This window comes from Shimia ponticola (genome assembly GCF_007995215.1).
GTDB lineage: Bacteria > Pseudomonadota > Alphaproteobacteria > Rhodobacterales > Rhodobacteraceae > Shimia_B > Shimia_B ponticola.
Genome location: NZ_VCDK01000003.1, coordinates 757,913 through 782,437, shown reverse-complemented (window position 1 = coordinate 782,437; position 24,525 = coordinate 757,913). Strand labels below are relative to the sequence as shown.

General features: G+C 58.4%; 24 protein-coding genes and 1 riboswitch. Of the genes, 17 read left to right on the top strand and 7 right to left on the bottom strand.

Going from position 1 to position 24,525, the window contains the following annotated elements:
- Positions 1 to 44: 44 nt before the first annotated feature.
- From FE702_RS07125 to FE702_RS07080, 10 genes are all read left to right on the top strand, one after another.
- A complete protein-coding gene (locus tag FE702_RS07125; protein WP_430303151.1) occupies positions 45 to 1,031 on the top strand; it encodes an ester cyclase in 987 nt (328 codons plus the stop codon).
- A complete protein-coding gene (locus tag FE702_RS07120; protein ID WP_147125556.1) occupies positions 1,031 to 1,477 on the top strand; it encodes a VOC family protein in 447 nt (148 codons plus the stop codon). The genes FE702_RS07125 and FE702_RS07120 overlap by 1 nt, the downstream gene beginning before the upstream one ends.
- A gap of 65 nt (positions 1,478 to 1,542) precedes the next feature.
- Positions 1,543 to 2,127, top strand: a complete 585-nt coding sequence (locus FE702_RS07115; protein WP_147125555.1) for a hypothetical protein — start codon at positions 1,543 to 1,545, stop codon at positions 2,125 to 2,127.
- Entirely contained in the window at positions 2,127 to 2,882 is a 756-nt protein-coding gene (locus FE702_RS07110) for an SDR family NAD(P)-dependent oxidoreductase (RefSeq protein WP_147125554.1), read from the top strand. Before FE702_RS07115 ends, FE702_RS07110 begins: the two co-directional genes overlap by 1 nt.
- Positions 2,882 to 3,877: a LacI family DNA-binding transcriptional regulator gene (locus FE702_RS07105; protein WP_255449613.1), complete on the top strand. Its 996-nt coding sequence runs from the start codon at positions 2,882 to 2,884 to the stop codon at positions 3,875 to 3,877. The genes FE702_RS07110 and FE702_RS07105 overlap by 1 nt, the downstream gene beginning before the upstream one ends.
- Positions 3,874 to 4,824, top strand: a complete 951-nt coding sequence (locus tag FE702_RS07100) for an ester cyclase (protein WP_147125552.1) — start codon at positions 3,874 to 3,876, stop codon at positions 4,822 to 4,824. Before FE702_RS07105 ends, FE702_RS07100 begins: the two co-directional genes overlap by 4 nt.
- A gap of 191 nt (positions 4,825 to 5,015) precedes the next feature.
- The gene (locus tag FE702_RS07095; protein ID WP_147125551.1) at positions 5,016 to 6,098 is read left to right on the top strand and encodes a transporter substrate-binding domain-containing protein; all 1,083 of its coding nucleotides are present in this window, start codon (positions 5,016 to 5,018) and stop codon (positions 6,096 to 6,098) included.
- 21 nt (positions 6,099 to 6,119) lie between these two features.
- Entirely contained in the window at positions 6,120 to 7,160 is a 1,041-nt protein-coding gene (locus tag FE702_RS07090; RefSeq protein ID WP_147125550.1) for a transporter substrate-binding domain-containing protein, read from the top strand.
- Between the two features lie 146 nt (positions 7,161 to 7,306).
- Positions 7,307 to 8,434 carry a cobalamin-independent methionine synthase II family protein gene (locus tag FE702_RS07085; protein ID WP_147125549.1) on the top strand — a complete coding sequence of 376 codons (1,128 nt, stop codon included), beginning with the start codon at positions 7,307 to 7,309 and terminating at the stop codon, positions 8,432 to 8,434.
- Positions 8,431 to 9,144 (top strand): alpha/beta fold hydrolase, encoded by a 714-nt coding sequence (locus FE702_RS07080; protein WP_255449612.1) that lies wholly within the window; start codon positions 8,431 to 8,433, stop codon positions 9,142 to 9,144. The genes FE702_RS07085 and FE702_RS07080 overlap by 4 nt, the downstream gene beginning before the upstream one ends.
- 56 nt (positions 9,145 to 9,200) lie before the next feature.
- On the opposite strand, the gene phaZ is transcribed toward FE702_RS07080, so the two are convergent.
- The gene (phaZ, locus tag FE702_RS07075; RefSeq protein ID WP_147125548.1) at positions 9,201 to 10,475 is read right to left on the bottom strand and encodes a polyhydroxyalkanoate depolymerase; all 1,275 of its coding nucleotides are present in this window, start codon (positions 10,473 to 10,475) and stop codon (positions 9,201 to 9,203) included.
- A gap of 135 nt (positions 10,476 to 10,610) precedes the next feature.
- Between phaZ and phaC the strand changes: the two genes are divergently transcribed.
- The 6 genes from phaC (at position 10,611) to FE702_RS07045 (ending at position 16,696) form a co-directional block, all read left to right on the top strand.
- Positions 10,611 to 12,425, top strand: coding sequence for a class I poly(R)-hydroxyalkanoic acid synthase (gene phaC, locus FE702_RS07070; protein ID WP_147125547.1), 1,815 nt, complete (start codon positions 10,611 to 10,613; stop codon positions 12,423 to 12,425).
- 133 nt (positions 12,426 to 12,558) lie between these two features.
- Positions 12,559 to 13,005, top strand: a complete 447-nt coding sequence (locus FE702_RS07065) for a phasin family protein (protein ID WP_147126155.1) — start codon at positions 12,559 to 12,561, stop codon at positions 13,003 to 13,005.
- A gap of 157 nt (positions 13,006 to 13,162) precedes the next feature.
- Positions 13,163 to 13,381, top strand: a riboswitch (cobalamin riboswitch).
- Positions 13,382 to 13,516: 135 nt separating this feature from the next.
- Entirely contained in the window at positions 13,517 to 13,918 is a 402-nt protein-coding gene (locus FE702_RS07060; protein ID WP_147125546.1) for a DUF1636 family protein, read from the top strand.
- The gene (locus tag FE702_RS07055) at positions 13,915 to 14,694 is read left to right on the top strand and encodes an ABC transporter ATP-binding protein (protein WP_147125545.1); all 780 of its coding nucleotides are present in this window, start codon (positions 13,915 to 13,917) and stop codon (positions 14,692 to 14,694) included. Before FE702_RS07060 ends, FE702_RS07055 begins: the two co-directional genes overlap by 4 nt.
- Before the next feature lie 12 nt (positions 14,695 to 14,706).
- Positions 14,707 to 15,639: an ABC transporter substrate-binding protein gene (locus tag FE702_RS07050; protein WP_147125544.1), complete on the top strand. Its 933-nt coding sequence runs from the start codon at positions 14,707 to 14,709 to the stop codon at positions 15,637 to 15,639.
- A 16-nt stretch (positions 15,640 to 15,655) separates the two neighbouring features.
- The gene (locus FE702_RS07045; RefSeq protein WP_147125543.1) at positions 15,656 to 16,696 is read left to right on the top strand and encodes a FecCD family ABC transporter permease; all 1,041 of its coding nucleotides are present in this window, start codon (positions 15,656 to 15,658) and stop codon (positions 16,694 to 16,696) included.
- Positions 16,697 to 16,708: 12 nt separating this feature from the next.
- Here FE702_RS07045 and FE702_RS07040 read toward each other — a convergent pair whose 3' ends face one another.
- The gene (locus tag FE702_RS07040) at positions 16,709 to 17,179 is read right to left on the bottom strand and encodes a DUF1203 domain-containing protein (RefSeq protein ID WP_147125542.1); all 471 of its coding nucleotides are present in this window, start codon (positions 17,177 to 17,179) and stop codon (positions 16,709 to 16,711) included.
- Between the two features lie 199 nt (positions 17,180 to 17,378).
- Here FE702_RS07040 and phaR point away from each other — a divergent pair, with 199 nt between their 5' ends.
- Complete coding sequence (gene phaR / locus FE702_RS07035; protein ID WP_147125541.1) at positions 17,379 to 17,939, top strand: polyhydroxyalkanoate synthesis repressor PhaR; 561 nt, start codon at positions 17,379 to 17,381, stop codon at positions 17,937 to 17,939.
- A 40-nt stretch (positions 17,940 to 17,979) separates the two neighbouring features.
- On the opposite strand, the gene FE702_RS07030 is transcribed toward phaR, so the two are convergent.
- The 5 genes from FE702_RS07030 to FE702_RS07010 all read right to left on the bottom strand — a co-directional run bounded on the left by FE702_RS07030 (position 17,980) and on the right by FE702_RS07010 (position 24,512).
- On the bottom strand, positions 17,980 to 19,296 hold the full coding sequence (locus FE702_RS07030) for a DEAD/DEAH box helicase (RefSeq protein WP_147125540.1): 1,317 nt from the start codon (positions 19,294 to 19,296) through the stop codon (positions 17,980 to 17,982).
- 335 nt (positions 19,297 to 19,631) lie between these two features.
- Complete coding sequence (locus FE702_RS07025) at positions 19,632 to 21,002, bottom strand: aminotransferase (RefSeq protein ID WP_147125539.1); 1,371 nt, start codon at positions 21,000 to 21,002, stop codon at positions 19,632 to 19,634.
- A gap of 159 nt (positions 21,003 to 21,161) precedes the next feature.
- Positions 21,162 to 22,457 (bottom strand): NAD(P)/FAD-dependent oxidoreductase, encoded by a 1,296-nt coding sequence (locus FE702_RS07020; RefSeq protein ID WP_147125538.1) that lies wholly within the window; start codon positions 22,455 to 22,457, stop codon positions 21,162 to 21,164.
- Between the two features lie 16 nt (positions 22,458 to 22,473).
- Positions 22,474 to 23,826: a glutamine synthetase family protein gene (locus tag FE702_RS07015; RefSeq protein WP_147125537.1), complete on the bottom strand. Its 1,353-nt coding sequence runs from the start codon at positions 23,824 to 23,826 to the stop codon at positions 22,474 to 22,476.
- Positions 23,823 to 24,512, bottom strand: coding sequence for a type 1 glutamine amidotransferase (locus tag FE702_RS07010; RefSeq protein ID WP_147125536.1), 690 nt, complete (start codon positions 24,510 to 24,512; stop codon positions 23,823 to 23,825). The genes FE702_RS07015 and FE702_RS07010 overlap by 4 nt, the downstream gene beginning before the upstream one ends.
- Positions 24,513 to 24,525 lie beyond the last annotated feature (13 nt).

Genomic DNA, 24,525 nt, shown 5'->3' with positions numbered 1-24,525 from the left:
TGACGCCCCGTCCTTTGGACTCCCCCGGAGGCATTTAAGGAAAGATGAAGATGGAACGTGCCGCTGCAAAGGCCACCGTCGCGCCATTTGGGCAGGCATTGTATGATTTCGAGGCAGGAAGCCTTGATGTCATAGAGCGCGTGCTGGCGCAGGCGGTGTGTCGGATGCCGGAGCCGTTTGGCACTATGGATGCGGCTGGGGCGCGTGCTGTCTTTGCAGAGCTAGGCGAAGCATGGCCTGACCTTGAGCGGCGGCGCTACATCAGTATCTCGGGGACGGATGATGACGGAGCCGTCTGGGTCGGCGACGCTGGATATTACACGGCGACCTTTTCTCAGCCTTGGCTCGATATCCCGCCGACCGGCCGTACAGTCCATATGCGGTTTCACGAGTTTTTTCGCATTGAGGGCAACAGGGTCGTCGAGACCCAGTTCGGCTGGGATATCCCGGAGGTCATGGTCCAGGCCGATGCATGGCCCTTAGCGCCGTCTCTTGGGCGGGATTGGTGTGTGCCGGGGCCTGCAACCTGCGACGGGTTGGGACCCCATGGCGGAGGCGCCGACGCAGCTAAGGCGCTGATCCTTGATATGTTGATCCACATGTCGAAGCACCCGGCAGAAGGCGGTCCAGAGGTCATGGAGATGGACCGGTTCTGGCACCCGAAGATGCATTGGTATGGTCCAACAGGGATCGGCACAGCGCGTGGGATCGAGGGGTTCCGCAGGCATCACCAGATCCCGTTTCTTGCGGCGATGCCGGATCGCGGATCCTACCGGGACACCATGGGTTACCACTTCTTCGCCGAAGGGGACTATGTCGGCGTAACCGGCTGGCCCAATATGAAGCAGACGCATTCCGACCCGGGCTGGCTTGGGTTGCCGCCGACGGGCAAGCTCATCACCTTGAAATCGCTGGATTTCTGGCGCGTCGAAAACGGGATGATCCGCGAAAACTGGGTATTGGTGGACCTGATCGATGTCTATCAGCAGCTTGGGATCGATGTTTTTGAACGGATGCGGGAGCTTGCTTGATGGACCAACGGGTCTCGCTGATCACGCTCGCAGTCTCGGACATCGTGGCGTCTGCCGCTTTTTATGAAGCGCTTGGGTGGCGTCGGGTGGAGAGCCCCGACGGGGTCGTGGCCTTTGATCTGATTGGATCGGTTCTTGGGCTTTATCCTCGTGAGGGGCTGGCAAAAGAACTTGGCATGAAGGCGGAACAGATAGGCGGGTTTTCCGGTATCGTTTTGTCGTACAACGTGCGGGAAAAATCCGACGTTCAACCGGTTCTGGAGGCTGCTCGCGCCGCAGGAGGGCGGGTGATCAAGGCAGCTCAGGACGTGTTTTGGGGTGGCCATCACGGCCATTTCGCGGACATCGACGGGCATGTGTGGGAGGTTGCCCATAACCCGTTTTCACCGTTGGGACCCAGGGGTGAATTTCAATGGAACGGCGTCCAAGGTGAGGACACACCTTGAGGGCACCGAGGTCATATCTCGCCCTGGAAGAGTTCGGGCGGCAGCGACTGTCACGACATTTCGAGATGCGAAATTTTCTGACCTCGGAAATCAGCAATTTTTATGGCCGGCCGAACCTGCCGGAGGCCCCTGACCTGGCATTGGCGGCGGGGCGGCAGCTAGCGCTGATGTGCCTTGACCCACTGGTCGAGACCTTCGGGCCGATTGATATCCGGTCCGGGTATCGCAGCCCAAATCTGAACCACTTTGGGGCGACTGAGGTGACACCGCAGAAATGCGCGCGGAACGAAGCCAATTATGCCCATCACATCTGGGATGTTCGTGACGGCGAGGGGCGCATGGGGGCTTGTGTGAGCGTCGGCATCCCGTGGTTCGCCGCGCAGTACAACCGGGGTCGCGATTGGCGCGATCTGGCGTGGTGGCTGTTTGACCATATCCCGTTTCAAGAGGTGTATTTCTTTCCCAAGAATGCCGCCTTTAACCTTCATTGGCGTGAGGGACATATGGCGCACCGGATGCTGAGTTATGCCGCTCCAAAAGGCACGCTCTTTAAACCGGGCATGACGCCTGACCCGGACCGAGCGTCGCGATACGCGGACTTTCCTTCGTTTCGCGGAATCACCTATCCGACAATCCCTGGAGACGACTGATGAGATTGCCCAAGACCCCTTCATTCCGGTTGGATGGAAAACGTGCCTTTGTCCCCGGCGGATCGCGCGGGATCGGGTTGGGATGCGCCGTCGCATTGGCCGAGGCAGGCGCGCATGTGGTGATTGCAGCGCGGACAAGAGCGCAAGTTGACGAAGCCGCAGGTGCCATTTGTAACGCGGGTATGAGCGCGCAAGGCATTGTTCTGGATGTTGGTGATCTGGACGCGGTCGAAGCGGCGATGGCCGAGCCGTTCGATGTGCTGTGCAACTCGGCCGGGATCGCCCGGCATGCCAATACGCTGGAGACGACGCGCGACGATTTCGATGCCGTCATGGGCATCAATGTGCGCAGCGCGTATTTTCTGGCGCAGGCAGCCGCAAAGGGCATGGCGGCCAATGGGGGCGGCTCGATCATCCAGATCAGCAGCCAGATGGGTCACGTGGGCGGTGTGGATCGCAGCGTCTATGCCGCTACGAAACATGCCGTGGAAGGCATGACAAAAGGCATGGCGATTGATCTGGGGCCAAAGGGCATCCGCGTGAACACGATTTGCCCGACGTTCATCCGGACGCCCCTGACCGAGCAGACTTTTTCAAACCCAGATCGCGTGAAATGGATCGAGGAAAAGATCAAGCTGGGACGTGTGGGCGAGATTGAGGACATCATGGGCGCAGTGGCGTTTCTGGCTTCGGACGCCTCCGCTTTGATCACTGGCACCGCGATCCTTGTGGACGGTGGATGGACGGCAGGCTGATGAAGCGGGTTACCTCGTCCGAAGTTGCCAAACTTGCAGGCGTCAGCCAGTCGGCGGTCAGCAGGGTGTTCTCTGGCGCATCGGCGTCCAAGGCCACGGCTGAAAAGGTGCGAAGGGCGGCTGAGGAGTTGGGTTACCGACCCAATGTTCTGGCGCGCAGTCTGGTGAGCGGGCGTTCGCGGATAATTGGACTGGTGGTCGCGTATCTTGAAAACCCGTTTTACCCCGATGCGCTGGAACGCATGTCGGCGGCCTTGCAGGCCGAAGGGTATCACACGCTGATCTTCATGGCGTCTTGGTCGTCTGACGTGGATCGGGTGGTTCAGGAACTGGCCGACTATCAGGTGGACGGCATCATCGCGGCCTCGGTCGGGTTGAGTGACACTTTGTTGGACCGGTGCAAGGCAGCCGGGATTCCGATTGTGCTCTTCAACCGGGGGTTGGAAGGATCTGGACTGAGCCAGGTGACGTCCGACAACGTCGCCGGGGCGCGTGCCGTGGCGGATCATCTGCTTGCCGGGGGCCACAAAAGGATTGGCCATGTATCGGGGTGGGAAGGGTCCATGACAGGGCGCGATCGCGCCTCTGCTTTTGTCGATCGTTGCCAAGAGGCGGGGGTCGATCCGGTGGTGTTGCCGGGAGACTATGATCGATCCAAGGCGGCTGATGCAGCAGTGACCTTGGTGGAGGATCACGGCGTCGACGCGATCTTTGTCGGCAATGACCATATGGCGTTTGGGGTGATCGACGCATTGCGCCACGGGCGCGGGATGCGGTTGCCTGATGATGTGGCGGTCGTGGGCTATGACGATGTGCCGATGGCCGGGTGGCCGTCCTATGACCTGACGACGATCCGTCAGCATTCCGGGCGGATGGTGGCAGCTGCCGTTGAGCGCATCATATCCCTGATCGAAGAGGGCGACGGCCCTGCAGAGAAAATCGAAATCGAAGGCACGTTGATTCAGCGTGGTTCATCAAGAAAGACGACGACATGAGAGGCTTCAGCAACGAGTTCGCAGACTTTCCGGATTACATCCTGAAGATCACTGAACAGATTTGGGAAAATCGTGGCCTTGGGGCGCGGATGCGGGATTACTACCATCAGGACGTAATCGTGCGGATGCCCGGCGGGATTTCGACGGGCGAGCCTGCGTCGACCTATGCCACGATGGGAACGCTGACCGAGTTTCCTGATCGCGTGCTGCTGGGCGAAGACGTGATCTGGTCTGGCGACCCGGAGGCCGGCATGTTGTCATCGCATAGGATCATGACCACGGCGACGCACAGGGGTGGCCACTTCGGTCCGGCAACTGGCAAGCCGGTGACCTATCGCGCGATTGCCGATTGCTATGCCAAGGACAATCAGATCAGCGATGAATGGCTGATCCGCGACAACGGAGCGATCGTGCGCCAGTTGGGCCTGAGCCCGCAGGACTGGGTCGCGCGCGAAAGGTCAGAAGGCCGGTCGGTGGGCGTGTTTACTCCGGCGGATGATTTCGACGGTCCGTATCTTGGACGTGGAAATGACAACCCTTGGGGTGCCAAATACGAAGGTATTCTCAAGCGCATCATGTCCGCGGAATTCTCGGCCATTCCGGAAGAGTATGATCGGGCCTGCCATCTGGAATATCCCGGCGGTGTAACCGCTCATGGTCACAAAGCGGCGGATGCGTTCTGGCTTGGCCTGCGCGCGGCGCTGCCATCAGCCAAGTTCGAAACCCATCATGTCATCGGGCGTGAAGACTCGATGATGCCACCACGCGCTGCGGTACGATGGTCGTTGACCGGGACACATGACGGTTGGGGCGCACTGGGCCGTCCCACAGGCAAGTCGGTTCATGTCATGGGCATCAGCCATGCCGAGTTTGGCCCTTGGGGCCTGCGCCGAGAATGGGTGCTGTACGACGAGTTGGCTCTCTGGGCACAGGTGATGGCGGAGTAAGGCGCTTTGTCGTCCCAGACGGGTCATTCATGCTGAGGTCGGGAGGCTGCGGTGTATTTCTGCAGACTTCTGGCAGCTATAGGTTGCTTAGCTGTTGACCCAACCCACCATATAAAGGCATTTTACGCACATCTGCTGAAATGTGGGTGGCGGGCCACTAATCCCGCCTGAGGGTATCCTTGGGGGACAACATGCGACGTCGCATTGCCAGCCTTTTGGCTGCATTTGGAATCTGTGTAGGCGGGGCTGCTGCTGCGCAAAGTTGTGGTGGTGTATACGAGGTGCGTCCAGGCGACTCGCTCTCGGCGATTGCGGACGCGCTGTACAAGGATGTCGGCAAATGGTCGGCCATCCACCAAACCAACATCGGAACCATTGGCGCTGATCCAGCGCGTATCTTTGTTGGCATGAAGCTAAACCTCACCTGCATCGACGGGCTGCCCACTGGGCTTGAAGGCGGTGTCGACGTAACTGAGGTGACCCGTGCTGCAGCGTCGCCTTTGGTTGTGCCGCTCGGCAATGCGGCGAATGCGAGCAAAATTAATCTGCTGACGGCGGATGATTATAAACCGTTCACCGACCGCAGTCTGCCAAACGGTGGGCTCTATACGGATATCGTGACCCAGACGATGGAGGCGGCAAATCCATCGGAAGGCTATGCTATCCATTGGGTCAACGACTGGTCAGCGCATCACGAGCCGCTTTTGTCCAATGCGCTTCTGGACCTAGGGTTCCCTTGGTTCAAACCGGATTGCGAGGCTGATCCCACGACGTATCGCTGCGCGAACCTTGTGTTCTCGGAACCTGTGTTCGAGCTTCTCAGCGTGATGCTGGTCCGCAAAGGTTCAGGGTTCGCCTATTTCAGCGATGCTGACATGCAGGGCCGGACGTTGTGCCGCCCGAAGGGCTATTCGACGTTTCTCTTCGATCAGGACGGTCGTAACTGGCTAAAGGATGGCAAGATCACCTTGGAAGTGCCGGGAACAATCGACGACTGCATGCGGATGCTTGTGGATGAAAAGGTCGACGGCGTAGTCCTGAACGAATTCACTGGCCGCTCGAAGATTCAAGAACTGGCGCTGAGCGAACAGGTCGAGGTGGCATCCGGTTTGCCGCTGGCGATTGAAGGGCTTTATATCATCGCTCACAAGTCGCACCCGCAGGCCAATGACCTCATGGCGATGGTGAACGAGGGGCTTCAGACCATCAAGGATAACGGCGAATACCAGCGTGTCATCGACGAACATATGACGCGTATCTGGGCCGAGTTTTGATTGAGGCGTGAGGAGCAACCCATGGCACGCCCACTGACACACGCTTTGATTGGACTGACGGGGCTTTTGGTGCCGTCTTTGATTGCCACCAGTGCCGAGGCCTGCGAGCCAGCGCAGTATTCGGTGAATAGCGGTGACACTGTCTTTACCATTGCCGAGCAATTCTATGGCGACATCGAGCGCTGGTCGTTGATCTTTTACTCTAATCAGTCCGCGCTTTCGAACCCTCTGCAAATTCCGGCGGGTACGGTTCTGACTGTGCCATGTCCTCTGGACGGTTCGGACTTTGTGGCTGAAGCGACACCGCTTCAGGTCGAAGACGCTGAGATGATGCTGATCACCGGCAGCAACTATGCCCCCTTCACCGACCGTGCATGGCCGGGGCAGGGGATGATCACCGAATTGGTGAACGCGGCGATGGAGGAAACGCCAAGCCCGGTGACCTATTCGATCACTTGGGAAGACGACTGGTCCAAGCACCTGTTCCCGATGCTGGATTCTAAAGAATTCGACATGGGCTTCCCTTGGTTTCGTCCGGATTGCGAAAACACGCCCGGCAACGAGCGTTGTGTGAATTTCCATTTCTCGGATCCGATTGTCGAACTGCTGCAGCTCTTGTTTGTCGCCAACGGGTCGGACCTGACATTCGATCAGGACAGCGACTTGTTTGGCAAAACGCTCTGCCGTCCTGCCGGTTACTTTACCTTCGATCTTGATAGCGCCGAGCGGCAATGGCTGACGCGTAACCTGGTTGCACTTGAGCAACCGGCAACGCCTGCCGACTGTTTCCGTCTTTTGCTGAGCGGGCAGGTCGACGCAGTTGCCCTGAATGAGTTCACGGGTTGGACCACGCTGTCGGATATGGGGCTTCGTGATCAGGTATCGCCGCTGGCGAACCCTCTTGGGGTTCAGGGGCTTCATGTGATCATCTCCAAGAAACACTGGCGGGGAACCACCCATCTTTATCGTTTCAATGCCGGGCTGAAAAAACTGAAGGAATCAGAGCGGTATGACCAGATCGTCTCGCGTCACTTGGGGGTGTTTTGGGATCGCGTAAACTAGCGCGGATCGAGGCATCAAAATGCGAGGCTCGCGCCGTCCCGATGCAGCCCGGGGCGGCGCGCTTTTGTTTTGAATAGGTGTGCAAAGCGGCTTGCGGCAAGGGGGCGGCAGGGTATGTTGGCCCAACAAACCAAGGGGACGAGGCCATGATCAAGACAACCCATGTGGGCAGCCTGCCACGCACGCAAAAGGTCGTTGATTTCATCTTTGCACGCGAGAATGGAGAAGACTTTGATCAGGCCGCATTCGATGCCGCCATGACCGAGGCCGCCGATGCGACGGTGGCGCGGCAAGTTGAGGCAGGGATTGGTATCGTCAGTGACGGGGAGACGTCCAAGATCAGCTATGCGACCTATGTGAAGGATCGCTACACGGGCTTTGATGGCGATAGCCCCCGGAACGCGCCCGCCGATCTCAAGATGTTTCCGGGGTTCCTGAAACGGTTGGCCGATGATGGCGGCACGCCCACCTATGCCCGTCCGATGTGCGTCGGTGAGGTGAAATCCAAAGGTCAGGACGAGTTGTTGGCCGACATCGCCAACCTCAAGGCTGGCATGGCCGCACACGGGGCGAGCGAAGGGTTTATGAATGCTGCGTCACCTGGGGTGATTTCGCTATTTTTGCAGAACGATTTCTACGCATCTCGCGAAGAGTATTTGGCCGCGCTCGCGGATGCCATGCGCGCCGAATACCGCACAATTGTGGATAGCGGGCTCTACCTGCAACTGGACTGCCCAGACCTTGCCTTGTCGCGGCATATGCTCTTCAACGACCTGTCGGATGACGAGTTCCTCAAAGTTGCGGGCATGCATGTCGAAGCGCTGAACCACGCGCTGGAGGAGATCGATCCCTCGCGCGTCCGGGTCCATATCTGCTGGGGAAACTACGAAGGCCCCCATTGCTGCGACATCGAGATGGACAAGGTGTTCTCGACCTTCATGTCGGTCGGGGCCTCGCAACTCTTGTTTGAGACATCCAACCCACGCCACGCACATGAATGGACCGTGTTCCGCGACCGTGCGGCAGAGATCCCGGAAGACAAGGTGCTTGTTCCGGGTGTCGTCGATTCAACGACCAACTTTGTCGAACATCCCGAACTGGTCGCAGAGCGGATCACAAAGTTTGCGGGTATCGTTGGCGCCGATCGTGTGATCGCAGGAAGCGATTGTGGATTTGGCACATTTGCCGGGTTTGGTGCCGTTGACCCTGACATCGCCTATGCAAAACTGGGTGCGCTGAGTGAAGGTGCAAAGATTGCGAGTGGGCGTCTGTGACACCAGAACCCATCGTTTTCCTGCCGGGCATGATGTGTGATGCCCGGCTTTTTGCGCCGCAGATTGATGCGCTGTCTCATGATCGTGCGGTTATGGTGGCACCGATCCACATTGGGGAACGCATCGAAGAGATCGCCTCGAACATCCTGACCGCCGCACCGTCAAAGTTCGCCTTGGCGGGTCTGTCGATGGGTGGGATCGTGGCGCTTGAGATCATGCGCAAGGCACCTGATCGCGTGACACGCTTGGCGCTGATGGACACCAATGCGATGGCCGAGACACCGGAACGGGCCGCGGAGCGCGAACCGCAGATCGTTAAAGTACGGGCAGGCAAGCTGCGCAACGTGATGCGTGATGAGATGAAGCCGCATTACTTGGCTGAAACGAAATACAAGGCGCAGATTCTGGACCTGTGCATGGCCATGGCCGAGTCTCTCGGGCCAGACGTCTTTGTACGCCAGTCCCGTGCTTTGCAGAGGCGACGCGACCATCAGGCAACTTTGCGCAAGATCAAGTGCCCGACCCTTGTGATGTGTGGAGAGTTTGACGCTCTATGCCCGCCGCAGCGCCATAAGTTCATGGCCGAGATGATCCCGCATGCGACGCTGCAAATACTTGGCGATGCCGGACATTTGCCCACTCTGGAACAGCCGGACCTAACAAACGATGTCCTGCGCGAGTGGATGCTAATGCCGTGGGTGCTTCAATAGAAGCGGATCAATCAAATCGGCCTCCATCCATGCAGGATGAAGGCCGGTTGAACTGATTACTTGGCCGCCGCGTTCTTGTTCGCGACTTTGACCTTTTTCGACCGTGAATTGCTGTCGATGAACTCCAGCACCAGCGGGCGAATGTTGTTGCGCCAGCTTTTGCCAGCGAAAATACCGTAGTGACCGGCGCCGGGCTCAAGATGCGCGGCTTTCTTCGACTCAGGCAGGCCCGTCAGCAGGTCCAGCGCGGCCAGACACTGACCGGGTGCTGAAATGTCGTCCTCTTCGCCTTCGACGATCTTGACCGCGACGTCCGTGATCTTCGAAATGTCGACCTTGCGGCCAGCGACGACAAAGTCATTGCGGGCGATGTCGCGCGATTTGAAGATGCGTTCGACGGTCGACAGGTAGAACTCTGCCGGCATGTCCATGACAGCGAGGTATTCATCGTAGAAGCTGTTATGTTTGTCGTGCTCTGCGGCTTCGCCACGCGCAACGCGCATGATCTGGTCCGAGAAGCTCTTTGAATGCTTTTCCGCGTTCATCGACATGAATGACGACAGTTGCAGTAGGCCTGGATAGACCAGCCGACCCACGCCGGAATACTTGAAGCCGACGCGCTGGATCATGGTTTCTTCAAGCTGGCCCATGGTTACGCGCGCGCCAAAGTCCGTGACGTCCGTAGCGGCTGCGTCGGGGTCAATAGGGCCGCCGATCAGTGTGAGGGATGCTGGCTGCGCCTTAGGGTCCTCTTCCGCCAGATAGGCAGTGGCAGCCAGCGTCAGGGGAGCGGGTTGGCACACAGCGATAACATGGGTCTCAGGACCCAGTTCGCGCATGAATTCAGTCAGGTAGAGCGTGTAGTCTTCGACATCGAACTTGCCTTCGCTGACAGGAATGTCGCGGGCGTTGTGCCAGTCAGTGATATAGACTTCGCAATCGGGCAGGAGGCTATGAACCGTTTTGCGCAGCAGGGTGGCGTAGTGGCCGGACATTGGCGCGACCAACAGCACCTTGCGCGGTTTGGTTTTGCGACCCTGCACATTGAAGTGGATCAGGTCTCCAAAGGGGCGCGCCAGAACGGTTTCGATTTCGATCAGGTGATCTTTGCCATCATCGGTGGTCAGGCTGTCGAGGTTCCAATCCGGCTTGGCGACCATGCGGCTGAATGTGCGCTCGGTTACTTCGCCCCAAGCTGCCAGCCACTGCATGGCGGGATTGGGCATCATGGCAACGGCGGGGTAGGACGCCATGGCTTTGGCGGTGGCGCCTAGCCATTGGTTTGTGTTCCGGGCTGTTTCCATGAGATCATATGTTAACATGTACCGCATCGACGGCTCCTTCCGATCACTTGTCCCTTGGGGTGCCCCCCGGATCTGTCGTCGGGTTGAGGCCTTTGGTCGCTTTGTCCTAGCGGACCTGCGACCTTATTGCTGCAGGTGCGAAGGTAGAAGGCAATCGTTAATATGACAACCGATAATCACGAAATTTCTCCTCCGTCTAAAAAATTGAAAGAAAATTTGCAGCGCGTTGACGCGCTTACGAAACGGCTTATCGCTGCGGTTGCACAAAAGCAGGAACCGACACCGCAATCGTTGCAAGGTCCTTCGCATGAGTTGTTCATGCGTGCGGCATCGGCCTATGTGACCGAAATGATGGCCAACCCGGCAAAGATCATCGAACACCAAGTCAGTTACTGGTCGAAATCGGTGCAGCATTACGTCGAAGCCCAGCAAGCCTTGGCACAAGGCAAGCTGCAGGCGCCTCAAGATGACATGCCGTTTGACCGCCGGTTCGCAAACCCGATGTGGGACACGCACCCGTATTTCAACTTTCTCAAACAGCAATACATGCTGAACGCCGAGGCCGTTGGTCAGGCGATCCAGGATATCGAACACCTTGAGCCGCGCGAAAAGAAGCGCGTTGAGTATTTTAGCCGCCAGATCGTCGACATGTTCAGCCCGTCGAACTTTCTTGGCACGAACCCTGAGGCGCTGGAACGCGCTGTTGAGACCGATGGCGAGAGTCTGGTGCGCGGTCTTGAAAATCTGGTTGCAGACATCGAAGCCAACCATGGCGACCTGCTGGTGACGCTGGCTGATCGCGATGCATTTCGCGTGGGCGAGAATCTGGCAACCACGCCGGGACGGGTCGTTTTCCAGAATAGGCTGTTCGAGCTGATCCAGTATGATCCGACGACCGAAGAGGTCGAGAAACCACCAATTCTGGTGTTCCCGCCATGGATCAACAAGTTCTATATTCTGGATCTCAAAGACCGGAATTCGATGATCAAATGGCTGGTCGATCAGGGCCACACGGTGTTTGTCGTCAGTTGGGTCAACCCAGACCCCAGCTATGCCGACGTTGGAATGCTCGATTATGTCGAAGACGGCTATGAGACCGCCATTGCCGAGGCCAAGAAGGCAGCCAAGGTCAAAAAGCTGAACGTCGTGGGCTATTGCATTGCCGGAACGACGCTTGCCCTGACGCTGGCGCGCAGGGCCAAGCGCGGCAATACGGACGACATCAATTCGGCCACGTTCTTCACGACACTCACGGACTTTTCCGATCAGGGTGAAGTGGGTGTGTTCCTGAATAACGATTTCATCAACGGCATCGTCGATGAGTGTAAGGACAAGGGCGTACTTGAATCGATCTACATGGCGCGGACGTTCAGCTATCTACGCTCGAATGACCTGATCTACGGCCCGGCGATCAAAAGCTACATGATGGGCGAGGCTCCACCAGCCTTCGATCTGCTATACTGGAACGGCGACAGCACAAACCTTCCGGGCAAGATGGCAATCGAGTACCTGCGCGGTCTGTGTCAGGACGACCTGTTTGCCAATGGTGGCTTTACGCTGGGCGAAGACACGCTCTACCTCCAAGAGGTCGATGTTCCTGTCTGCGCGATTGCGTGTGAGACGGATCATATCGCAGCGTGGCGGTCATCTTATTACGGCGTGCAAAAGATGTCGTCGGTCGACAAAACCTTTATTCTGTCAGAGTCCGGGCACATCGCAGGCATTGTGAACCCGCCGTCCAAAAAGAAATACGGTCACTACATAAACCCGGATCTGAAGCGAGCGGCAGAGCCGTGGAAGGAAAAAGCGGATTTCCACGATGGAAGCTGGTGGCCGCGTTGGGACGCGTGGCTGCAAGACCGCAATGAAGACGGTAAGGTCAAAGCGCGCAAGCCCGGTGGCAGCAAACACGACAGCCTGCCACAGGCGCCTGGGACCTATGTTGTTGCCGAGCCTGACATGGGCAGCGACGACTAGGGGCGCTCACCTTGTGGCAGAATTTTTTGCTGCAACGCAGAAAAAGCCTTGAAATGCTGCGATGCAGCAAGTATCTAGTTTGCAGACGCAGAGAACGGGGGTCGGCCCCGGACGCGCAGCAAGGATTAGATCAATGGCTAAATCGCAAGACTTTACCGCAATGTTCCAAGACATGATGGGGGCATTCCCTGTCGACACCAAAGCCATGGAAGACGCGTTCAAAACGTCTGCCGGCATGTCGGAAAAAATGAGCAAAGTTGCTCTGGAAGCAGCCGAAAAATCGACTGAGATCTCGTCGAAGTGGACGAAATCCACCATCGCGAAAGTTGGCGAACTGTCGAAAGCCAAGCCTGAAGTTGGCGATTACAGCAAAGCAATGACCGACTTCGCGTCGTTCTCGGCTGAATCTGCTGCAGAGCACATGGCTGCCTTCGCCGAAGTTGCGAAGAAAGTTCAAATGGACACCGTCGAGCTGATGCTGGCCGCTGGCAAAGACTTCTCGGAAGAAGCGACTGCCGCTGTCAAGAAAGCAACCGACGAAGTGACGACTGCTGCTAAGAAAGCAACTGCTGCCAAGTAAGGCGCACGTCACATATCAGTTTGCGCCACACTTCCTCCCTAGTGGCGCGATTGACTGGGCAGACCTTCGGGTCTGCCCTTTTTCGTTTGCGGCTACGAAACGAGGTCCTTTGGTCCCATGCCGCAATGATACGTATTGACCGCGCGTAGCCGTTCCGCATACCAACTTCGTTGATGGTTCTCGGACGCCCAAGGCTGATGAGATGAAAAGGGAACACGGTGAGGTGTAGCCAACAGGCGCTAAATCCGTGACTGCCCCCGCAACTGTGAGCGGTGAGCGACCCCGGTGATACCACTGAACCCTAACGAGGGTTCGGGAAGGTTCGGGAAAGCCAAGACCCGCGAGTCAGGAGACCTGCCATCAGCGGCGCGATGTTTCGTGTCGTCCATTTAACACCAACAGGCGGGGCGCCTGGCGAGGGTTACGAAGATGGCTGAACGGCTAGGTCCGTCACGAAACTTGTATTTCCGGTCCGGTTCCCGTTGGGGCGGCGGGCTCCGAAGGGAATACAATGACACAATCCCACAGAATCACGGTTTGCACCTCTTGCAGGCACAAGGGTAGCACCTGTCGACCGGGGTATGAGCTGATCGATAAGCTCCGCCGCGCGATTGAGGCGGCGGCAGATGGCGTCACCGAGGCATTTGAGGTTTCGGGCGTGGCCTGCATGGCTGGGTGCGACCGTCCCTGCACAGTGGCCTATCACGGCACGCGCAAGGCGACGTACCTTTTCGGTGACATCGATCCCGATGCAGATATCGACGACCTCGTCGCCTTTGCCCGGCAATATGCCTACCTGCATGACGGTTGGTGTTCCTCGGTGGATCGCCCGGGAAAGCTGCGGAAATCCACGTTGGCACGCGTGCCTGCTGCCATGATGGTGATGGAAGAAACCGAGGCCCGCGCGTCATGAGTGCGAGCCTGTCCGTTCAGGGTGTCACCTGGGCGCCGTCGCGTAAGGCGCCGCAGGTGCTGCATGAGACCAGCTTTGATCTGGCTGCGGGGCGTGTGCTTGGGATTGTCGGCCCAAATGGCGCGGGCAAGACGACGCTTCTGCGGCTGCTGTATCGGTTTCACAAACCGGCGTCGGGCACGGTGTCTGTCGGCGGCGACGATATCTGGACTCTGAGTGCCAAAGCCACAGCGCAGCGGGTGGCGGCCGTTTTGCAGGAACAGCCGAGCGACTTTGCCTTGACCGTCGGCGAGATCGTGGCGCTGGGCCGGACACCGCACAAACGCGGGTTTGGCGGCACGACCGGGGCCAATGATCTTGAGATCATCAATACCGCTCTGGATCAGTTGGATTTGCATGGACTGGCACATCGCCATCTGGGGACGCTCTCGGGCGGCGAAAGACAACGGGTCATGGTCGCCCGGGCGCTGGCGCAGGAGCCACAGCTGCTGATCCTCGACGAGCCGACCAACCACCTTGATATCCGACATCAGCTTGAGGTGCTGGAGCTGATCCGCACCCTGCCGCTGACCATCGTCACGTCGCTGCATGATCTGAACCTCGCAGCCGGGGTCTGTGATGACATCCTGCTGCTGCAGGACGGTCATCCCTTGGGCTTCGGCTCTCCGGATGAGGTTCTGTCGGAAGCGGTTGTTTCGAACACCTTCCAAGTCACAGCCCGGCGCGAACGTCTCGCGCCGAGCAACTCTGATCACCTCACATTTCATCTTCACTAAAGGACCCGCGCAATGAAGACGATCCTTATGGGCACCGCTGCCCTCTTTGCCACCACCACCATCGCTGCCGCGACGACAGTCGAAAGCTGCAACCGCACCGTGACGTTTGATGCTGTTCCAGAGCGCGCCGTGTCGAATGACGTGAACCTGACCGAGATGATGCTGGTTCTGGGTCTGGCTGATCGCATGGTGGGCTACACGGGCATTTCCGGCTGGAAGACGCTGGATGAAGAAATGCGCGCCGGTGTTGAGCAGCTGCCAGAGCTGTCCGCAAAGTATCCGTCCAAAGAGGTGATCATCGGCGCAGACGCCGATTTCTTCTTTGCCGGCTGGAACTATGGCATGAAAGTCGGCGGTGAAGTCACGCCAGAGACGCTGGAGCCTTTTGGCGTTCAGGTCTACGAACTCACAGAGTCCTGCACCCACATCATGGACAAGGACAAAGCGTCCTTGGACGACATGTACAACGATCTGCTGAACCTCGGCGCGATCTTTGACGTGAGCGCGACGGCTGAAGAATTGGTCGAAGGCTACAAGGCTGATCTGGCCGACTTCACCGGAAGCTTGGAAACCGGCGATCCGCTGCGCGTGTTTGTCTATGACAGCGGCGAAGACACACCGTTCACGGCTGGCCGCTACGCGATGCCAACCGCGCTGATCGAAGCGGCTGGTGGTCAAAACATCATGGATGATTTCGAGAAAAGCTGGGCGACCGTGACTTGGGAAGAAGTTGTGGAGCGCAATCCCGAAGTCGTGGTGATCGTGAACTATGGCTCGGTGACCGCTGAGGAAAAGCGCGCATTCATGATGAACAACCCTGCCTTTGCCGATCTGGATGCCGTCAAGAACGACCGTTTCGTGACGCTTGAATATGTTGAGGCCACACCGGGGCCGCGCAACATCAAGGCGGTGAAGACACTCGCCGAAGCGTTCTGGAGTGAGTGATTAGGTGAGCGAGACCATGAGCCAACCAAGGTCTACCGGACTGACACAGCGCGCCGCCTTTGTGGGCGGTGGGTTGGCTGTGCTCTTGGTCTCGCTGTCATTTGCGATTTCTGTGGGCGCGGTGCCGATCCCGCAGAGTACGGTCTGGGGCGTTTTCGCGAATAAGGTTGTTCCTGATTGGGTCGAAGTGACGTGGTCCAAAGGCCGCGAAGCCATCATTTGGGAAATCCGATTTCCGCGCGCAATCCTAGCCATGATGGTGGGAGCGGGATTGGCGGTCGTGGGTGCAAGCTTGCAAGCCGTGACCCGGAACCCGCTGGCCGATCCGCATCTGTTGGGCATTTCGTCCGGGGGGGCGTTTGGGGCCATTTTGGCACTGCTTCATACAGGGTTTTTCCTTGGCATGATGACGGTGCCGATCATGGCCTTTCTCGGCGCGCTTGGGGCGACGGCGATTGTACTGGGTGTGTCGCGGTTTGCAGATGCCACGAGTGCGGACCGATTGGTCCTTGCCGGAGTGGCGGTGTCGTTCATCGTGATGGCCGGGGCAAACATCCTGATCTTTCTTGGCGAACCGCAGGCATCGCATACGGTCGTCTTTTGGATGCTTGGCAGCCTAGGGCGCGCGCAGTGGAGCGAGCTGGTCTATCCGTTGATGATCCTGCTGGGTGCAGGAGCGTGGTTGATATCCCGTGCGGGGGCCTTGAATGCGATGACCGTCGGAGATGAGACCGCGGCGACACTTGGCATTGCTGTGGCGCGGTTTCGGATGATCGTCTTTGTCGTCGGAGCCTTGATCACCGGTGTCATGGTCGCGTTTTCAGGCATCATTGGATTTGTGGGGCTAATGGTTCCCCATGTGGTGCGGTTGCTTGTGGGCGGCGACTACCGGCGGGTGTTGCCAGCCTCTGCGCTGGGCGGCGCGATTTTTTTGCTTTGGGCCGATATCGCGGCGCGGACGGTGATGCGCCCCGAGGACATGCCAATCGGGATCGTCACGGGGCTGGTTGGCGGGGTCTTCTTTGTCTGGCTTCTTGGAAGAAAACGGAAAATCTGACCGAAACCTGTGTCACCTGACAGGATACGCCGCCGCAGCAAAACAGCCCGGCTTGGCAAAATGGATATGTGCATAGGCGATTGCGGGGTCCTCGAATGCGTTTGAGATTGCCTGAGCCACATCATTGCCGTCCATGACATCCGCGAGGATGATCATGTGGTTGCTGTCAAAAAAACGTAAAGAAATCAGTCGGGACCGGATCACGTTAGGCACCTCGTTTATGGCGGGTGCAGCCTGCGGCGCGTTCTTGCGGACAAAGATTGCATGGGATGACTGGTACGGGCTCTTTGCAGGCTGGTGCTTGTAATTGCAAAGGATCACCGTTTCACCGATCTGAGCGTCATCAAGGCTGACACGACAGGGTGTGCCGGGGTATGCGGTGACAACTTCGCGGACGGCGCCGCTCTCTTTGAGTGCGGTATCGGACAATTCAAACAAATGAGAAAAGGCGTCGGCCGGAAGCGGCTTGATCTGAAAGTGCATGGGGCTTTCCTGAATTTTGCTACGCTGACGAATTACGGTCGCGCGCAGGGCGTGCCGACCCGATCCTTGCGGAAAACCCTGTTCTGTTGGACAGAGCGCTTCGCCCAATGCTGCGCAGCGAAATGTTTTTGTTTGCCAAGTGCTGCGCCCGCGAGGTAGCGTCTCTGCACTGCCGCAGCGCATTGGGGGAGGACATCCTATGGCGCCATCCAACGCAAAGAGCGGAGAGCCTTTGCTGATCAAACGCTACGCAAGTCGCCGTTTGTATAACACCGAAACCAGCGATTATGTGACGCTTGATGATATCGCGGCATTCATCCGCGAAGGGCGAGAAGTTCAGATCGTTGATCTGAAATCTGGTGATGACCTGACCCGTCAATATTTGCTGCAGATCATCGCGGATCACGAAAGCAAGGGCGAAAACGTTTTGCCGGTGACCGTGCTGAACGATCTTGTGCGCTCTTACACGACTCAGGCGTCTTCGGTCGTGCCTCAGTTTCTTGCCGCCAGCTTTGAAATGCTGCGCGACGGTCAGTCCAAGATGATGGATCAGATGGGCGCTATGAACCCAATGTCATCCATGCCCGGTTTTGACGCCATGAAGGCGCAGCAAGAAGCCTTCATGAAGGCGATGACCGGCGGTATGTCAGGCTGGCCGAGTGGCCCGGCGCAGGCCAAACCTGTCGAGGAGAGCGGCGAGGATCTTGAGTCGATCAAGAAACAGCTGTCTGAGCTTCAGGACAAACTCTCAAAACTGTAACGGCACGACCAGCCGAAGGGCTGGTCGCGTTTGTCGGGATTTAGGCGGCTCTGCGCGAACGGCCTGACCGCTTGCGACCCTGCCCCTTGGGCTTGCCTGGTTTTCCAGCCGGGCCGCGCGTGTTTTTGTGTGCCTGCGCCTTTTGCTTAGGCTTGCCGCCTGCGTTGCGTGATCCGCCACGGCGCGTTGGTTTGCGGCGATTGTGCTGCGGCTCTTCTTCGGTGTCGGCGTCCCACGGGTCGCCGCCGATCACGGGGATTGTCTTGCCCATCACCTTTTGGATCGCGCGCAGATAGGCCATTTCATCCGGCGCACAAAAGGCCGTCGCGGTGCCATCGCGGCCCGCGCGGGCCGTCCGTCCGATGCGATGAACATAGTTGTCCGGCACATTGGGCAGGTCGTAATTATAGACGACGCGGACATCAGGAATGTCCAGCCCGCGCGCCGCGACATCTGTCGCAACAAGGACCATGACATCGCCTTCGCGCAGCGCTTTGATTGCGCGTTCACGCTGGCCCTGACTTTTGTTGCCGTGGACCGAGTCTGCTTTGAAACCCTCTTCGCGAAGGCTCTTCATCAACCGCTCGGAGCCGTGTTTGGTCCGCGCGAACACGATGGAACGTTCGTCCATATGCGTGCGCAAATGCTCCATCAGGATATCGATCTTGCGCGGTTGGCGGACGAAAACGACGCCTTGCGTGACCTTGTCCGCCGGTTTGCCCGGAGGCGCGGTTTCGACACGCACGGGATCGGTCAGGTAGGCCTTGGACAACTCTTCCATGTGTTTTGGCATGGTGGCCGAGAACAGCATCGTTTGGCGGTCGCTGTTCAGGAGCGGTGCGATCCGGCGCAATGCGTGGATAAAGCCGAGGTCGAGCATCTGATCGGCCTCGTCCAGAACAAGGTAACGCGTCTCGGACAGATCAACCGCCTTGCGATCGATCAGGTCCAACAGGCGGCCGGGCGTTGCGACCAACAAGTCGGTGCCGCGTTCAAGGCGTTTGATTTGGGCGTTTATGGAGACGCCGCCAACGACCAGACCGACCTTGATGTGAGAGCCTTTGGTGTAGCCCCAGAGGTTATCTTTGATCTGGTTCGCCAACTCCCGCGTCGGTGCGAGGATCAGACCGCGCACAGTCTTGGGGGCCGGTTTGCTGCCGACTTTCCACAAGGCGTGGATCATGGGCAGGCCAAACGCGGCGGTCTTGCCCGTGCCCGTTTGGGCAAGACCCATGACATCACGGCCTTCGATGGCCAGAGGGATGGCTTTGGACTGAATCGGGGTAGGTTCAGTGATGCCTTGTTCGGTCAAGGCAGAGATCAGGCGTGGGTTCAGGCCCAGCGTGTTGAAATCCATTCAGGATCGTCCTTTCGGTGGCCGCGCGCGAAAGGATGCCCACGACCTATGACCGGCTCGCGGCACGTTCGGTGCGCGAGGGAACGGTTGGGTTGCGCGAGATACCAAGCGATCCGGGCCGACTGCCCGTCCGCCAATCAGGCGCTGGCCCCCCGCGTGAGGTAGGTACCGGGAAATCAGGATCGAGGCAGTCTGTCTGCCGGGCCGTTCACGCGACGGCGCGATCCGTTGAGTGGCACATGGCGATTGCGCGTTGAAATGTCAAACGAATGTTTGCAGCTGCAGCATTTCGAAAAGGAGGGGTCCCGGATCAAGTCCGGGACACTGTGGGTGGCTTAGCCGACCTCTTTGAACACCTGAGTGAGCGCGGCGTCGAGCTTTTCAAACATCTCCGCCATGTGCGCTTCGGTCATGATGAATGGCGGACACAGCACAATGGATTGACCTAGCGGGCGGCAAATCAGACCGTGATCCGTGCAGGTGTTGGCGATGCTTTCTGACACGCTCAGATGACCCTCAAACGGAGTTTTTGTCTCGGCATCGCGCACGGCCTCAAGCGCGCCCATCAAACCCTTGCCCCGGTTCTCGCCAATATTGGCGTGGTTTGCGGCAACCTCGGCCATGCCCTTTTCAAAGATTGGGATCAGCGATTTACACTGCTCGAACAGGCCGTCATTCAAAATGAGGTCGATGGCCTTTAGCGCGATGGCGCTGCCAACCGGGTGGCCTGATGCCGTGAAGCCGTGTGGGAACTCCTCGACCTTTTCAGAGGCTTCCTGCAACTGCGCGGTCAAGTCTGGGCCAAGGATGACGGCGCCCATTGGGAAGAAGCCGGCCGTCAGGCATTTGGAGCTGATGATCGCGTCAGGCATGAAATCATAGGCTTGACACCCCCAGACCTCGCCGGTGCGTCCAAAACCACAGATGACCTCATCGGCAATCAGTGGAATGCCGTGTTTCTTGAGGATCGGCTGAATGGCTTGGAAATAACCCTCGGACGGGGGGATCACGCCGCCTGCGCCCTGGACAGGCTCGGCGAAGAAACCGGCGATGGTGTCGGCCCCTTCGGTGGCGATCAGGTCTTCGAGTTCTTGCGCGAGGCGTTGCGTGAACTCTGCTTCGGTTTCGCCATCGCGTCCTTCTCGCCAGTAGTGCGGACAGGTTATGTGCAGGAACCCGTCAAGCGGCAGACCGAAGAGTCCATTATAGGGTTTCGCGGTCATGGAGGCCGAAACCGCCGTCACACCGTGATAGGCATTGCCGCGCGTGATGATCTTGCGGCGCTGTGGTTTGTCCTGACTGATGCCGAGGAACCAGAGCATCTTGACCATGGTGTCATTCGCCTCGGACCCTGAGTTTGTATAAAACACCTTGCCGTCAGAGAATGGGCTGACCTCGACCAATTTTTCACTGAGCATCACGGTTTGATCGGCCATGCGCCCAAAGAAAGCATGATAGCCGGGGAAGCGCGCATAAGCGTCTTGTGCGGCCTTGGTCAGGCCCGGATGATCGAAGCCTGCAACCATATTCCAGAGGCCGGAATTGCCGTCCAGATACTGACGACCATGGACGTCGTATACGTAAGGACCCTTGCCGTGCGTCAGGACAACCGTGCCGCGGTCATGGATAGATGGAAGGTCTGTGAAGCCGTAAAAGCTATGGGCGTCGGCCCGGGCTTCCCAGGAGTTCGGGGATTGATCTTGCATTGCATGTGACTTTCGCTGCCCCGCTGGGAAACAGATTTTTTTCAAAAATCTTCGCCTCCGGCGGGAGTATTTTGGAAACATAGAAGGAGCAGGGCTGTGCCTAAAGTGGCGGAGCCTTGAACCATGCCCAGAGGCCGGTCGCGGTGCGAAAGGGGTTAATCATAGGCCAAGCTTATCACGGGTGGCGTACCAGGTCATCGCCAGTGTGAGGATCGGTGCGCGAAAGAGTGATCCGCCGGGGAAGGGTGGGGTCGGCAGTTGGGAGAGCAGGTCAAACCGTTCCGCCTGTCCGGCGATGGCTTCTGCCATGCAGCGCCCGGCAATCGAAGTAAGCGCGACGCCGTGGCCGGAGAAGCCACCTGCGGCAAGTGTGGTGGGACCCAGCCGCGCGACGTATGGAACGCGCGTCATGGTGATCCCCAGAGTGCCGCCCCAGACATGGGTAAAGGGCACACCGCGCAGCTGTGGAAACAGGTGCGTCATCCGGCTGTGAAGACGAGTTTGGATGTCTTTGGGAAATCCGATCCCGTAATTCTCGCGCCCGCCGAACAGAAGGCGATTGTCCTCGGACAGGCGGAAGTAGTTGACCACGAATTTGCTGTCTGCCACCGCGATGTCGCGGGCAAGGATGTCGTGCGCCTTTTCACCAAGCGGTTCGGTAGCCCCGATGAAGCTGTTGATCGGGCTGACGCGCGCCGCATAACGCCGGTTCAGGTTTGGCAAATAGCCGTTACCAGCCAGGATTATGTGCTTGGCTACAACGCGGCCCTGACCGGTCTGCACCAAGCCATCGGCGATGTGATGAACGTCGCTTCGTTCGTGGATGGTGACGCCAGCGGCTTCGGCAGCGCGGGCCAGACCCAAGCAGTAGCGCAGCGGATGGATATGGCCTGCATCCATATCCAGTGCGCCACCCTTGTAGACAGGCGACTTCACGATCTCACGAAAATCATCGCCGTCCAGCCATGTGAGCGCATCATACTCATAAGTTGCGCAGAGCTTTTCGTAATAGGCCTTGTTCTCTGCAGCCTCTTTCTTGGTCCAGACGCCGTCTGCAACACCGGGTGTCCACCGCGCCTCTGGAGCATGTTTGGCGACGAGGTCCCGGACCTGCGCCTTGGCTTCCATACTGAGGTTCCAGAGGTGGCGCGTCGTGTCCTCGCCCAAAGTGGCCTCGAGTTCGTCGAGATCCATGTTGAAACCTGACCCGCATTGGCCACCGTTGCGCCCCGAGGCACCAAAGCCCACACGGTGCGCATCCAGCACGATGACATCAAAGCCTTTCTCGGCCAGCACGAGCGCGGCCGTGAGCCCGGTAAAACCCGCGCCGACAATGGCAACATCGGCTTTGCGCTCGCCTCGCAGTGCGGGTCGTTCTGCGGGGATGTCAGACGTATCGACATACCAGGAGGCAGGGTAGGTGCCGGGGCGGTCGTTGCGGTAAAGCGGGTTCATAGCCAAGCTGCCGCAATCACACGTTCAGCAACAGATGTTCACGTTCCCATGGGCTGATGACCTCAAGGAACTCGTCATATTCGGCGCGTTTCACAATCGAATAGACGCGGGCAAATTCCGGGCCGAGGATGTCATGCAGATCGGTGGCCGCGTCAAAGAGATCGACGGCTTTGCCGAACTCACGGGGTATGTCCTCTTCTCCGTCGTAGGCGTCGCCCCGATATTCGGCGGACGGGTGCAGTTTTTGCCGCATGCCAAGTAGGCCTGCCGCAAGCGACGCAGCGATGCCGAGGTAGGGATTGCAATCCATGCCGGCCAAACGGTTTTCCACACGCCGGGCGTCGGGATCCGAGATCGGGACCCGGATGCCGGTTGTGCGGTTGTCATGGCCCCATTCGAGATTGATCGGTGCAGCGTGATCTTTCACGTAGCGGCGATAGCTGTTCACGTAAGGCGCGAGGAGTGCAATCGTGCTGGGCAGATGGGTCTGAAGTCCACCGATGAAGTGATAGAACACCTCGGTCGCTCCGCCATGTTCGTCTGAGAAGATGTTGTTGCCATCCTGATCAAGGAACGAATGGTGGATGTGCATGGCGCTGCCGGGTTCACCGGCGATGGGCTTGGCCATGAACGTGGCAAAACAGTCGTGTTTCAGGGCGGCTTCCCGAATGAGACGTTTGAAATAGAACACCTCATCGGCGAGCTTCACGGGGTTACCGTGACGCAGATTGATTTCAAGCTGCCCAGCGCCGCCTTCCTGGGTGATGCCGTCGATTTCGAAACCCTGTGCTTCGGCAAAGTCGTAGATGTCGTCGATCACCGGGCCGTATTCATCAACGGCACTCATCGAATAAGCCTGCCGGGCGGCAGCGGGGCGGCCTGAGCGGCCCATCATCGGCTCAATGGCCTGTGCCGGATCCAGGTTTCGCGCGACGAGGAAGAACTCCATCTCCGGTGCAACGATCGGTTCAAGGCCAATGTCGTGGTAAAGTCCGACAACGCGTTTCAGGACATTGCGCGGTGAAAACGGGATCGGATCACCCTGACGCGTATAAGCATCGTGGATGACCTGCAGGGTCCAGTCACCTGTCCATGGTGCGGCCGAAGCGGTGCTCATGTCCGGTTTCAGGATCATGTCGGGTTCGGTAAAGCCCTCGGGCCCCGCTGCTTCTCCCCAATCGCCTGTGATGGTTTGAAAGTAGATCGAGTTCGGCAGGAAGAACTGGCTTTGACGCGCGAATTTCGATGCAGGCACGGCTTTGCCGCGTGCAATGCCGGGAAGGTCTGAGATGATGCACTCAACTTCATCAAGGCGGTGTCCCTCCAGATAGTCCTGTGCGGCCTGCGGGCAGTCGGTGATCCAGGTCATAGTGTTGCCTCCCCACGGAAGAACGCAGCCATCTGATCGGCAATCGCGCCCTCGGTGTTGGGACGTCCGTGATCTGACTGGGCTTGTGAGATCATGTCTTGGGGGAACCGATCGGGATCGGTGCCGACCTTGTGCAGATAGTCGTGCATGATGTCGCCCCGGATTTCCGGGTGCGGCTGAAAGGTCAGGATTGTGTCGCCGTAGACTAGCCCGGCATGGGTGCAAAAATCGTTTGATGCGATGGTGCGCGCACCTTCGGGGGCTTTGATCACCTGATCCTGATGCCATGCATTGAGCGCGATTGGACCATTGGCGGTGTTGTATTCGCGGCGTCCTATGGACCAGCCGCCAGCGAATTTCTCGACCGTGCCCCCCAGCGCCTGTGCGATGATCTGGTGACCGAAACAGATGCCAATCATGGGGCGGCCCGAGGATTTCACCGCGCGGATGAAATCTTCCAGCGGCGGGATGAACTCGTGATCTTCGTATGCGCCATGGCGTGACCCCGTGATCAGCCAGCCGTCGGCGGCATCCGGTCCGTCAGGAAAGTCCATATCGACAACATCCCAGGTGGTGAACGTCAGGTCATGGCCATCAAGGAGCGATTGGAAGTAATCCGTATAGTCGCCGTGGCTGGCGGCGACGGGGGCTGGCGCGTGTCCGGCTTGCAAAATGCCGATATGCATGGGTCACCATCTG